Raw genomic sequence first — 13,544 nt, forward strand, 5'->3', positions numbered from 1 at the left:
TATCGAATGCGTTTACACACACAGCTGGTATCACTGGCGGTACTGGGGATTTTTTTATCCGCCTGCTCCACCCCAAAAAAACTCAAGCGATCAGCACAGGATCTTCTGCTGAATCAGGAGGGACTTCAACATGCTCATATTGGAATCAGTGTATATGATCCGCAGAAGGGCAGCTATTTGTATAATTATCAGGCAAATAAATACTTTGTTCCGGCCAGCAATACAAAGCTCTTTAGTTTGTATGCAGCCCTTAAATACCTCGACGATTCCATACCCGGAATTCGGTATGCAGAAACAGCAGACAGTATCTATCTGGAGGCAACCGGTGATCCCACCTTGTTACATCCGGATTATCCGGTTCATCCGGTTATCGACTGGCTGAAATCCAATAGAAAAGAATTGGTAATTCACCAGGACAACTGGAAGGAAAAAGAATTGGGATATGGCTGGTCATGGGATGATTTCAATAGTTCCTATATGCCGGAAAAAAGTCCCTTACCTGTATATGGAAATACAATCCGGTGGACACAGGTACTCGAGAAAACAGAATCAGAGGATGGAGCCATTGTGAATGAAGCCTTTGTTTATTCTGAACCGGAAGTGTCGTGGAAAGTAAATTTCAACCCATCCAAAACAGCCAGTTTTTCGGTTATCCGCGATCGGTATACCAACCAGTTTACGATTTCGGAAGGAAAAGAGATTTTACGAACGATTGAAATCCCCTTTGTTACCAATGGCGTTTTTTCGGCCCTTGATTTATTACGTGATACTATTGGCAGATCGATTTTGCTGGTGCCTGTTGAAAATACCCGCAAGGCAGATAAAATTATCTATTCCCAATTACGTGATAGTGTACTAAAAACAATGATGTATCGCAGTGATAATTTTTTTGCCGAGCAGGTTTTACTGATGGCTGCACAGAAAGAATTTGGCTGGATGAATACATATAAAATAATTGATACGCTTTTAAAATCTTCCTTAAAGGGATTGCCGGATCCTCCTAAATGGGTAGATGGATCGGGTTTAAGCAGGTATAATTTATTTACTCCACAGGATTTTATCTGGCTGTTGGAAAAAATGGAAAAGGAAATGGGAAGAGAACGGGTATTCAGTATTCTGCCAGGCTCGGATCAGGGCACCCTTTCCAATTATTATACCGGCATGGCAGGCGCCATTCACGCTAAAACAGGAACATTAAGCGGACATGTTGCCATTAGTGGATACCTGACTACAAAAAAAGGCACCAATCTGTTGTTTTCCGTTCTGGTGAATAATCACCAGACCAGTGCTGTTAAGGTCAGAAGATCAGTGGAAGCCTTCCTGCAAAAACTATGGGAAATGAATTAAGCGCAGGTGCTATCTTTGCCGAAAGGAGAGTGACCATTGGCTGATACCATACAATTATTGCCCGATCATATAGCCAACCAGATCGCGGCAGGTGAAGTGATTCAACGTCCGGCAAGTGCAGTGAAAGAATTGTTGGAAAATGCCGTGGATGCCGGGGCAACTGAAATTCGTCTGTTGGTAAATGAAGCCGGTAAATCACTGATTCAGGTAATAGATAATGGCAAGGGTATGAACGAGACCGATGCCCGTCTCTGTTTTGAACGGCACGCCACCTCCAAAATTCGTCAGATCGACGATTTGTTTCATATCAATACTATGGGTTTCCGCGGAGAAGCACTGGCATCCGTTGCTGCGGTAGCCCAGGTTGAACTCAAAACCCGGCGTCCTGAAGACGAACTGGGCACCTATATCGAAATAGAAAATAGTGTGGTGGTTCGGCAGGAGCCTTGTGCTACGGCGTTGGGAACCAGTATTGCAATGAAGAACCTGTTTTTTAATGTTCCTGCTCGCCGCAACTTCCTCAAAAGTAATGCTTCAGAAATGAGGCATATCATTGATGAATTTATTCGGGTGGCCATGGCCTTTCCGCAGGTGTTTTTTTCTTTGACCCATAACGGGCAGCAGGTTTTTCACCTGGATAAGGGATCCCTGAAACAACGGATTGTGCAGTTGTTGGGAAATGCCTACAATGCAAAGATGGTTCCGGTTCAGGAACAAACAGATTACCTGAATATCCAGGGTTTCATTGGTAAGCCGGATGCTGCCAGAAAAACGCGCGGCGATCAGTATTTTTTTGTCAATAACCGATTTATCCGCAGCGGGTACCTGCACCATGCCGTGATGCAAGCCTTTCAGGACCTTATCCCGGCAGATAGTTTTCCATTATATGTATTGTTTATTGATCTCAATCCGGAACAGATTGATGTGAATGTGCATCCAACCAAGCAGGAGATCAAATTTGAGGATGAAAAAATCGTGTATGCCTTTGTTCAGGCGGCGGTTAAGCATGCCCTGGCACAATTCAGCATAACGCCAACCCTGGAATTCGATATTGATGCAGGTATTCAGCAATCGGATGCCGTTGCCAAGCCTTTTACGCATGATCAGCGTACTGCTGCCAGTAATTCAGGCTTGTTTCAGTCCTTTTCCAAATCGAATCAGGCACACCTGATTGAAAAAGGAGGGTATTCTGGAATTGGCGGTTCAATTCCCGCTGAAAACCCTGACTTTTCTGCTGGATCCGGTGAGAAGTCGGCTAAAGGTATTCCTTCCTGGAAAGCGTTTTTTGAGCAACCGGTTGCCGGTTCTGGTCTTGCCGGTAAATTGAATAATGAGGAGGATGATTTGTATTTTGATTGGGAAAAGCCCCGCAAGAAATGGCAATTGCTGGAACACGGAGAATTATTGCAAATTCAGTTACAATATATTATTGCACCAACTACCCAGGGTTTTTTATTGATTCACCAGCAGTTTGCCCATGAGCGGGTTTTATATGAACGATACGCTGCTGCATTGGTTGGTAAATCGATGGCATCCCAACAGAGCCTGTTTCCGGTTTCATTGGAGCTGGTTCCGGCAGATGCTGCCCTGCTTTCAGAATTGCTGGAGGATATGGTATTGCTGGGTTACCAGATCGAACCTTTTGGAAACAATAGTTTTGTTATACAGGGGAGTCCCGCTGATATAGTACAGGGTAATGAGAAAGCTGCTATTGAGCGATTGCTCGACCAATACAAACATTTCAGCAGCGATGTAAAATTTTCCCGCCGGGAAAAATTGATCCGTTCCCTGGCTACTCAGCATGCTATCAAATCGGGCACCGGGCTTACGCAATCTGAGATGCGCCGGCTCTCCGATGACCTGCTCCGTTGCGCGCAACCCAATATCACCGCTACCGGTCGCCCTACCTTCATTGAATTCAACCAGGATTACCTTTCGCGCTCCTTCGGTCTCTAAGTTCACCGGTCGGGTGCCACCCGACCGGTGAAAAAAATAATTTGTATAACTAAATAAATAGTTTTAGTTTGGTGTAACTAAATTGTTAGTTATATGAAAGGATTGACTAAAGCGGAAGAGGAAGTAATGCAGGCCTTGTGGAGTATCGGACAGGGTTTTCTCAAAGATATAATGGAAGCCACTGCCGAACCCAGGCCACATTCCAATACCATTGCCACTATTCTGAAAATCCTGATGGAAAAGGGATTTGTCCAGGCCATTCAACAGGGGCGGAATAATCTTTACAGCCCCCTGGTCAGTAAAGCAGACTATGGCAAACGCTCCGTTCAGCAGCTTGTCAAAGGGTATTTTGAGGGATCTGCCTCCAATCTGGTAAGCCAGTTTGTAAAAGATGAAAAGATCTCGATCGAGGAGCTGGAAGCCTTATTACAACAAATTCGTTCATCAAAAAAATAGGTTATGTCCTTTTTATTGATCACGATAACCAAGATGCTGATCTGTTCCGGTATTCTTCTTGCCTACTATTGGTTGTTTCTGAGAGATCATCGGTTTCACCAATACAACCGGTATTATCTGCTGAGTGTGTTGGTATTGTCACTGGTTCTTCCGTTTCTGCAAATAATTCTGCCAATTCCAGGGGGCGGGGCCATTGACCGTACGGTTATACGTACAATGGAGGTGATTACCGTATATGGAGAGGGGGAGGAAGCCGGATTTCTAGCCGGGAACCGTTCTTTTAATTGGTCGCAACTGCTTTGGCTGGTTTATCTCATTGGAATCTCGGCAGGAACGGTTACCCTGGTAAAAGCCATCCGAAGCATTGAACGAATGCGAAAACAATACGAAGGAGAACAACTGGACGATATACAGATCTACCATACCAAAGAGCAGGGAACTCCATTTTCTTTTTTCCGGTCAATTTTCTGGAATGATCAGATTGAATTGCACAGCAGAGCCGGCCAGCAGATCTTCCGGCACGAGTTGTTTCATATCCGGCAGTACCATAGTCTGGATAGTCTATTTACAAATCTGGCTATTATTCTGTGCTGGTTCAATCCATTTTACTACCTGATTAGAAATGAATTAAGAACCATTCACGAATACCTGGCGGATCAACACGCGGCCGGAACAGGAGAGCAGTTGGAATATGCGGAGGTATTGCTGGAAAGAAGTATTCGGGCCAGGCAGTTCACTCTTTCCCATCATTTTTTTCAACATCAACTTAAACGAAGAATCCATATGCTTACTAACATTCAATTTAAAAAAACAAGTTATTGGAGCCGGTTAATGGCGCTGCCGCTGGTAATTGGAACCTCCCTGTTTTTGCTGGCATTCGTAGCCAGAAAATCAGGCAACCAACTCATGGCTAAGAAACGTATAACAATTGTAGTGGATGCCGGTCATGGCGGAAAAGATCCAGGGGTTAAATCGGCTGATGGAATAACGGAACAGTTACTGGCATTGCAACTGGCCAAAAAAACAGCTGCTCTCGCTGAAGCGTATAATGTAGAAGTGGTGCTTACCCGAACAGGTGAAGAGCTGCCCAACGGATTAACGGATCCGAATGAAGCCGCCCGTTGGAGGGCCGAGCTGGCACGAAAAATAAAACCAACCTTGTTTATTTCACTTCATATTGATGGGGTTGTGCCTAAAAATAATGGGTTCAATATTTATGTTCCCAGAGAAATAAGTCCCAATCCGGATAAAAAAGAATCCCGGGATGCGGCCCAGATTTTCCAGCATCAGCTTGGTGTGGTGGTCAATGTAAATGAAATTCGGGAACGGAAAAACAGCGGGATCTGGGTTTTGGATCAGGTGAATTGTCCGTCTATTTTGATCGAATGTGGCTCCATCCTACATCAGGAAGACCTGAATTTTATCCGCCAGGAAGCCAATCAGGAAAAAATTGCCCGAAAATTATTGGAATCAGCTGTGTTATTCGCAGAACACCAGAAAAAAAACGGAATGGTTGTACTTGAAACAATGGATAATCAGTTTCTACAACAAGATACCGGCTGGAGGACCGCTTTGGCCCGGCATTTTCAGTCCAATTTAAAGGTTCCTTCTACTGCTGTGGCAGGCTCCGGTTCAGATAAGGTGGCTGCTACAGTAAAATTAAAGAGCGATGGCAGCTTTGAATCCATCAGCTTCCATGGAGATGAAACCGCGTTACAATCCGGTTATATTTCTTTAGTAGTGGTTGGCTACCAACCGGGTGGCGGGAGATTAAATAACCACTCATTAAAAACGGAAGTGAAGCGGGTTGCAGCGGGTTATAAAGCCCGTACCGGGGCTCCTGATCAATATGATATATTGGTACATTTTGTTGATGGTCCAAAAACCGGCTCTCCAGGCGAACATAATCGTAAAGAAATTGAAAAGACGTTCACCCAAGCAGAAGTTATGCCTGCTTTTCCCGGTGGGAAGGAAGCCTGGCAGAAATTTCTAAACACCACTTTACATTATCCACAGGAGGCAATAGATAAAGAAACATCCGGCACGGCTATCATTGGATTTATTGTAAAAGCAGATAGTTCCATTTCAGATATTCAAATAATCAAAGATCCGGGTAATGGCCTGGGCGAAGAAGCCCGTCGCGTGATTGAGGCAAGCGGGAAATGGTCACCCGCCATCCAAAATGGTAAAACTGTCCACTGTTATTTCAAACAGCCCGTCACCTTCCTGCTCGAACGGGAATAATCCCCTTTCACCCGCCGGGTGGCACCCGACCGGTACTACCGGTCGGGTGCCACCCGGCGGGTGAAAGCTGCGGGAATTTGCTGAATTGTGCGGTATTTTTCAATAACTTAGGCAAATGAAACAGACTTGGTTATTGGCAGGAGTGATGCTGGCAGCCACCAGCCTTTCCGCGCAAAAAAAATCCGCTTTAGGGGCAAATCAATGGGTGGACAGTGTTTTCAAAACCCTGACGAACGATCAGAAAATTGCCCAGTTGATGATTATCCGTAGTTCAGGAATGAAAAACGGTGTCCCGATTTTCTTTGACAAAGAAGTGGAGGAAGCCATCCGGAAATACAATATCGGAGGCATTTGTGTATTCCAGGGCGGACCAGTACAGCATGCATTAAGAATTAATAATTTCCAAAAGACAGCTCAAACACCCTTACTGGTAACGGTAGATGGTGAATGGGGACTCGGCATGCGATTCGACAGTGTTCAGAGCCTGCCACGTCAGGTAATGCTGGGTGCAACCACCGATCCAACCCTTATGTATGATTATGGAAAAGCCGTGGCTGAGCAATGCCGCAGGGTAGGAATTCAGGTGAATTATGCCCCGGTAGTGGATATTAATAATAATCCGGCCAATCCGGTTATCGGAGAGCGTTCCGCCGGTGAAAACAAATATAAGGTGGCGGAATTGGGTATTCAATATATGAAAGGAATGCAGGATAACGGTGTAATGGCCTGTGCCAAACATTTCCCCGGACATGGAGATGTTGCGGTGGATTCACACTATGATTTGCCACTGATTGGAAAAACAAGACAGGAATTGGACTCTATGGAACTCTATCCCTTTCGGGAGCTGATCAATGCGGGTGTTGCCAGTGTAATGGTTGGTCATCTGGCGGTTCCTGCCATCGATGATGCAAAAAATCGCCCCAGTTCCGTTTCTGCCAAACATGTAAACCAGCTCCTAAGAAATGAACTTGGTTTTAAAGGACTGACATTTACCGATGCCCTTGAAATGAAGGGAATTGCCAATTATTATCCCGATGGAGAAGCCTCTGCACAATCTCTTATCGCAGGAAATGATATGCTTTGTCTGCCTGGTGATATCCCGGGAGGTATTGCCGCCGTCAAAAAAGCGATCCGGAAAAAACAGCTCACATGGGCCAGTATCAATGAAAAAGTGAAAAAGGTTTTACAGGCTAAATATGAATATGGACTGGCGAATCTATCACCGATTGAACTTCATAACCTTACAAATGACCTGAATAAGAATATTCCCGCCCTCCGCCGAAGAGTGGCGGAGGAGGCAATAACCCTGGTCCGCAATGAAAATCGCGCAATATTTCCACTGCAACCGGGTACCAACCGCCGGGTAGCCTATGTGGCAATTGGAACGAGTGAAAATAATGCAATGGCAGACCGGATGCGGAAAGATTATGGAGCGCATACTTATTTCTTCAGTAATCGCCTGGATGAAAATGCCGCCAATGCCCTCATCCAGTACATGATAGGACAATATGATGTGGTGATTGCAGGCATTCATTCCTATAGCCGGACCCCCGCCAGAAATTTTGGTCTGAATGCTGCCGGGCTCCATCTGCTCGGACATTTGAAAGATAACCTGCCTACTATTACTGTATTTTTTGGTAACCCCTATGCCATCACGAATTCCTGTAACAGTCAGGTATTACTGGCAGCATACGACGATGACCCCATAACCCAGGAAACAGCAGCTGACCTGATCAATGGCCGGATCAGTCCAAAGGGGAAGTTGCCGGTATCTGTTTGTCCGGAAATTCCTTCCGGAACCGGCCTGGTTTCGACGCGATTATTACCTGAAACATGGGCTGGCAAGCTGGGTTTCGATTATCAGCAACTGGCAAAAATTGATTCGGTTTGCCTGGATGCTATCAAACAACAGGCCATTCCGGGTTGCGTGGTATTAGTGGCGAGAGATGGAAAAATTGCCTATGAGCGCGCCTTCGGTACATATACCTATACCGATTCCACGCCCATGTATTGTGAAACCATCTTTGATATGGCATCCGTTACCAAAGTGATGGCTACTACTCTCTCGGTTATGAAACTCTTTGATGAAGGGAAACTGGATATCAACAAAACCATTGGTGATTATATCAGCTGGACCAAAGGATCCGATAAGGCAAAGCTGGTAATCAAGGATGTTTTGCTGCATGAGGCCGGACTAAAATCATTTATCCCGTTTTATCGGGAAACAATTGATCCGGCCGATGGAAGTCCGGATGGATCCATCTATTCAAACAAGCCCGATACCCTATTTAATATTCGTGTAGCGGAACATATGTTTATGCGGAAGGATTTTACGGATACCCTCTACAAACGCATACTGAAGAGCGAATTAGGTCCGTCTGGCAAATACATTTACAGCGACAATGATTTTATTTTTCTGGGAAAAATAGTGGAAGCAATCTCTGGTATGAGCCTGGATGAATATACCCGTAAGACGTTTTATGAGCCGTTGGGATTACAATACACTGGTTTTTTACCCCGTAATCATTTTCCTGCCAACTATATGGCACCTACCGAACAGGAAGCCATATTCCGCAAACAGCGTCTCCAGGGAGATGTGCATGATCCGGGAGCTGCGATGTTTGGCGGAATAGCCGGACATGCAGGTTTGTTCAGCACAAGTTATGATTTGGCTGTTCTGTCTCAGTTACTGCTGAATAAAGGATCCATTGATGGTAAAACTTTTTTCAAACCATCTACAGTTGATTTATTTACTGTATATGCTAGCGGCATCAGTCGCCGGGCCCTTGGTTTTGATAAACCGGAGCGGGATAATGCCATCCGGAAAGAACCCTATCCTGCCAGTTATGTTTCCGCTGAAACCTTTGGCCATACCGGCTTTACCGGAACCTGTGTATGGATTGACCCAAAATACAACCTGACCTATATTTTTCTCAGTAACCGGGTGGTGAATAACGGAGATCCCAATAAGTTTTTGAGAATGAGCGTACGGCCCAAGGTGCAGGACATAATTTATAAGGCAATGCAGGGTAGTGAATGAGTGAATGAGTGAATAGTGAATGAGTGAATAGGGGAGTGTTGCATTTTTTACTTTTTACTTTCTACTTTTTACTTTTCCTTACATTTGTGACCGCTTGCTGTGCACACATTCATCTCAAAATCAAACAAGCAAAAACAATGAGTTACATTTCCGAAGTACATGCCCGGCAGATTTTAGACAGCCGTGGAAATCCCACTATTGAAGTTGATCTTATAACGGATGAAGGCGCTCTGGGTCGTGCCGCAGTTCCAAGCGGAGCCAGTACCGGTATCCACGAGGCGGTTGAACTGCGGGATAATGACAAGAAAAAATATGTGGGAAAAGGTGTGTTGAAAGCAGTTAAAAATGTAAACACCATTATTGCTGAAAAATTATTGGGATGGGATGTTTCTGACCAGGCAGGTATTGATAACCTCATGATTCAGCTGGATGGTACACCTAATAAAGGAAAGCTAGGTGCAAACGCCTTACTGGCTGTTTCCATGGCTGCTTCAAAAGCCGCAGCAATTGAAGCCGGATTGCCCTTATACCGTTATATCGGTGGAACCAATGCCAAAACATTGCCGGTTCCTATGATGAATATCTTAAATGGTGGTGCACATGCTGATAATAAAATCGATTTCCAGGAATTCATGGTAATGCCGGTTGGCGCTTCCAGTTTTTCTGAAGGGCTGCGATGGGGCGTTGAAATCTTCCACACCCTGAAATCAGTTCTGAAGAAAAAAGGATACAGCACAAACGTAGGTGATGAAGGCGGGTTTGCTCCCAATATTCAGAGCAATGAAGAAGCAATTGAAACAGTACTGGAATCAATTGCTGCAGCTGGTTATAAAACCGGATCTCAAATCATGATTGCTATGGATGCGGCCAATTCCGAATTATGGGATGCCAAAACCAAAAAATACATTTTTCATAAGAGCGATGGCAAGAAAATGAGTCCGGATCAACTGGTGAAATACTGGGAGAGTTGGGTTAAACAATACCCTATTGCTTCCATTGAAGATGGTATGGCGGAGGATGACTGGAATGGCTGGAAAGCGTTGACAGAAGCTGTTGGCACCAAATGCCAGCTGGTTGGAGATGATCTTTTCGTAACCAATGTTACCCGTTTACAGCAGGGTATCGACAAAAGCATTGCAAACGGTTTGCTGGTAAAAGTAAATCAAATCGGAACCATAACTGAAACCATCAATGCCGTAACGCTGGCTCAACACAATGGTTATAATACTATTATGAGTCATCGCAGTGGAGAAACGGAAGATACCACCATCGCTGATCTGGCAGTTGCACTGAATTGCGGACAGATTAAAACCGGTTCTGCAAGTCGCTCTGACCGGATGGCAAAATACAACCAGCTTATTCGTATTGAAGAAATGCTGAATGAAACGGCCGTGTATCCGAAAAATCTTAAATTCGGTAAATAATACGGGTTATCAGGAAGGGTAGTAATTCGGTTGCAGTTTTGATTGCTCCGGTTTACTACCCGCCCAACCCATAACAAATGCAAAATATACTATCCCATATTCCTTCTTACCTGAAAAATAAATACCTGCTTGCAGTTTTACTGTTTGCGGTATGGATGGTATTTTTTGATGATCGGGATGTTATCACCACCCATTTTCGCTACAAAAAAGAATTGCGTAATCTGGAAGAAAGTAAGGAATATTACCAGCAGCAGATTGCAGAAACCCGCGCAGAATTGCAACTTCTGGAAAAAGATCCCAAAACGCTGGAGCGGTATGCAAGAGAACGATATCGCATGAAGAAAGCAAATGAGGATGTATATATAATTGAAGATTAATTAATTATATCCACTTAAAAGGTTTCAAAACCCTAATTGCTGATTTTACAATTTGTTGATTTATCCCTTCGTAGAAAGTTTTCTAAAAAAATGTACAATTATTTTTAGGTTATCGCAATAATCTTCTAATAATACCCGTTTTAGATATGGACGAAATCCCGGACTGGACCCCGGGTAATTTATTTACTGGACAAAAATGGTTTGCTTATGTCAATCTTTACACAGGAAGATTTACTACTTTATTTGTACAAAGAAACTTCCACCGAACAAAACACTTTAATCGAAGCGGCACTGCAACAGGATTACGAACTCCGCAAGAGTTTAGTAGATTTGCAGGAATCCATCCAATTGCTCGATCAGCCAACAATTGAACCTCGCACTGAGGTGGTATTGTCTGTTCTGAATTATGCGAGAGAGGCGGTGGAAACTGGCGCATGACGATTAAAGAACGGTATTCCAAAGTATTAGCTTTTTTTCAACAACAGGCCCCCAATGCCGAAACGGAATTATTGTATGATAATCCCTTTCAGCTTTTGGTGGCCGTTGTTTTGTCTGCCCAATGCACAGATAAAAGAGTCAATCTCACTACCCCGGCTCTTTTTGAACGATTTCCCGACGCACAGGCGCTTTCAACAGCCACCATAGAAGAAGTTTTTACCCTGATTAAAAGTATTTCCTACCCAAATAATAAAGCCCGGCACCTGGTTGGATTGGGCAAAATGCTGGTTGAACAATTTAATGGTCAGGTGCCCATGACGGTGGAAGAACTTGTCAAACTTCCCGGAGTTGGGAGAAAAACAGCTAATGTAATTACCTCGGTTGTTGATGCTCAACCAAATATGGCAGTTGATACCCATGTTTTTCGGGTATCCGCCAGGCTCGGCCTTACCCATAATGCCAAAACACCCCTTGCAGCCGAGAAACAATTGGTCAAACATCTTCCCCGGGATCTTATTCATATCGCACATCACTGGCTGATTTTGCATGGAAGGTATGTTTGCACCGCAAGATCCCCACAGTGTAATTCCTGTGGACTTACGGAGATTTGTAAGTTTTACAAAAAGCAGCAAGCAAATCAACTAATCAAAACTACTCATGGTAAGTAGGTATTTTAAGGGGATTCCTGTATAAAAAACTACTGTTTATTCGTCGAAAATATTTTGCCATTGGTCGAAGCTGCAAAATATAAACTGCTCATAATCAATAAAATAAACTCGTTCGTAACTTTACTATAGGGCAATTCCAGCCCCTTTTACCTTGCAGGCAAGCATAAAAGCTAATATTTTTCGTTTTAGAATTAATCCGCATTCTGTTAAAAACGAAAAAGTACCCCTTATGAAGACAAAGCTATACGTAGCTGGAATTAGCGGCTGTCTGTTATTGCTTATTGCAATTTATCAGCCGTTTGTTCGATTCACTTCTAAATCCGTAGCACAATCCACTGAAGATTTATCAGCTGGCCGATCTGTTCTTAATTATGAGCAGGCTGCCATACCCGGACTGGAGGTTAAAACTCCCGCCAAAGTTGCCATTGTTAACAAACAGGCAGTGGCTGAAGTCCGCAAAAATCCCAAAAAGGCAAAAGCTATTCTTGCCAAAACCAATTTAAGGAAGGAAGAAGATATTAAAGACCTGGAGCCGGTAATGAAAAAATCGGAAGAAATGCTGGCTGATCTCCTTAAAACGGATGCGGAGTTAGAAAATCTTCATCCCTATGTGGCCAGTAGTAAGAATGCGAGTCGCAGAGTTAAAACAAAACAGCCTAAACCTGAAGTAGAAATTCCGGAAGACGTGCTGGTAAATGCAAGTCCAAAACGCGCAGGTCGTACTGTAATCAACTATAATACAGAAGAAACAGCGGTTAACACCTCTTATAATGAGAATTCAGAGGTAACCACTGTTGCAAAGAAAGACCGTTTCCCTCATGGAAATGAAACAGCCGAAAATACGCAAATTGAATCCGGAACCCTGTCTTCCGAAACGGTAACAAAAGCGGAAAAAAAGGAAAAAACCTACAGTTTTAGGGGTAAAACTGAAGTTAAATCAAGCCTTTACAAATATATTCCTCCTTTTTGGGATGGATTTTCACCAGAAATCGGAAATGAATCGGCAGATCGCACGGAAGTAATTCAGAAAGCCAAAAAACTGGCTGCAATGGCAAATAAGGGCGGGTACAATAATGAGTATGCATTTTTGCTTGATATGAGCGTAAAATCAAACAAGTACCGGTTTTTTATTGTGAATCTCAAAACCATGCGGATTGAAAAAAGTGCGCTGGTTGCACAGGGCAGAGGCAGGGAAAACCTGAATCTTGACAAAGAATATTCCAACAAACCGGGTAGCAACTGCAGTTCGCTGGGGGTTTATAAAATAGGAAAATCCTATGAAGGTGATTTTGGACATTCCTACCGCCTGCATGGATTGGAATCTTCCAATAGCAATGCGCTGAAGCGTTATATAGTATTACATGCAATGGGTACGGTTCCGGATATTGAAACCAATTTCCCCATCTGGCAAAGCGAGGGTTGTCCATCTGTTGCGCCAAAAGTGCTGGATCGCCTGGGCAATATGATCGACAACAGCAAAAAGCCGATGCTGATGTGGATGTATGACGATACCTATATTCCTGTAATCTAGGAATTGGTTAACTTTGTATCCGTTTGCTCTAACGCAACGGTCAACAAAATGGAGACCAATTTT

10 protein-coding genes are annotated in these 13,544 nt (G+C 43.9%); all 10 read left to right on the forward strand.

Annotated features, from left to right (window positions below; all coding sequences use genetic code 11):
- The first annotated feature begins 6 nt into the window (after positions 1 to 6).
- Positions 7 to 1,347, forward strand: coding sequence for a D-alanyl-D-alanine carboxypeptidase/D-alanyl-D-alanine-endopeptidase (locus B2746_RS12785; RefSeq protein ID WP_290794480.1), 1,341 nt, complete (start codon positions 7 to 9; stop codon positions 1,345 to 1,347).
- 36 nt (positions 1,348 to 1,383) lie between these two features.
- Positions 1,384 to 3,303, forward strand: coding sequence for a DNA mismatch repair endonuclease MutL (gene mutL, locus B2746_RS12790; protein WP_290794482.1), 1,920 nt, complete (start codon positions 1,384 to 1,386; stop codon positions 3,301 to 3,303).
- Positions 3,304 to 3,396: 93 nt separating this feature from the next.
- Positions 3,397 to 3,759, forward strand: a complete 363-nt coding sequence (locus B2746_RS12795) for a BlaI/MecI/CopY family transcriptional regulator (protein WP_290794485.1) — start codon at positions 3,397 to 3,399, stop codon at positions 3,757 to 3,759.
- Between the two features lie 3 nt (positions 3,760 to 3,762).
- The gene (locus tag B2746_RS12800; RefSeq protein WP_290794488.1) at positions 3,763 to 6,003 is read left to right on the forward strand and encodes an N-acetylmuramoyl-L-alanine amidase; all 2,241 of its coding nucleotides are present in this window, start codon (positions 3,763 to 3,765) and stop codon (positions 6,001 to 6,003) included.
- A 115-nt stretch (positions 6,004 to 6,118) separates the two neighbouring features.
- Positions 6,119 to 9,043, forward strand: a complete 2,925-nt coding sequence (locus tag B2746_RS12805; RefSeq protein ID WP_290794491.1) for a glycoside hydrolase family 3 N-terminal domain-containing protein — start codon at positions 6,119 to 6,121, stop codon at positions 9,041 to 9,043.
- Positions 9,044 to 9,180: 137 nt separating this feature from the next.
- On the forward strand, positions 9,181 to 10,467 hold the full coding sequence (gene eno / locus B2746_RS12810; protein ID WP_290794494.1) for a phosphopyruvate hydratase: 1,287 nt from the start codon (positions 9,181 to 9,183) through the stop codon (positions 10,465 to 10,467).
- Positions 10,468 to 10,544: 77 nt separating this feature from the next.
- Positions 10,545 to 10,844, forward strand: coding sequence for an FtsB family cell division protein (locus tag B2746_RS12815; protein ID WP_290794497.1), 300 nt, complete (start codon positions 10,545 to 10,547; stop codon positions 10,842 to 10,844).
- A 207-nt stretch (positions 10,845 to 11,051) separates the two neighbouring features.
- Positions 11,052 to 11,282 carry a hypothetical protein gene (locus B2746_RS12820; protein WP_290794500.1) on the forward strand — a complete coding sequence of 77 codons (231 nt, stop codon included), beginning with the start codon at positions 11,052 to 11,054 and terminating at the stop codon, positions 11,280 to 11,282.
- Positions 11,279 to 11,950, forward strand: coding sequence for an endonuclease III (nth, locus tag B2746_RS12825; RefSeq protein ID WP_290794503.1), 672 nt, complete (start codon positions 11,279 to 11,281; stop codon positions 11,948 to 11,950). The genes B2746_RS12820 and nth overlap by 4 nt, the downstream gene beginning before the upstream one ends.
- A 229-nt stretch (positions 11,951 to 12,179) precedes the next feature.
- Complete coding sequence (locus B2746_RS12830) at positions 12,180 to 13,481, forward strand: murein L,D-transpeptidase catalytic domain-containing protein (protein ID WP_290794506.1); 1,302 nt, start codon at positions 12,180 to 12,182, stop codon at positions 13,479 to 13,481.
- The last annotated feature ends 63 nt before the right edge of the window (positions 13,482 to 13,544 follow it).

It is taken from the genome of Flavihumibacter sp. UBA7668 (genome assembly GCF_002483205.1).
Classification (GTDB): Bacteria; Bacteroidota; Bacteroidia; order Chitinophagales; family Chitinophagaceae; genus Flavihumibacter.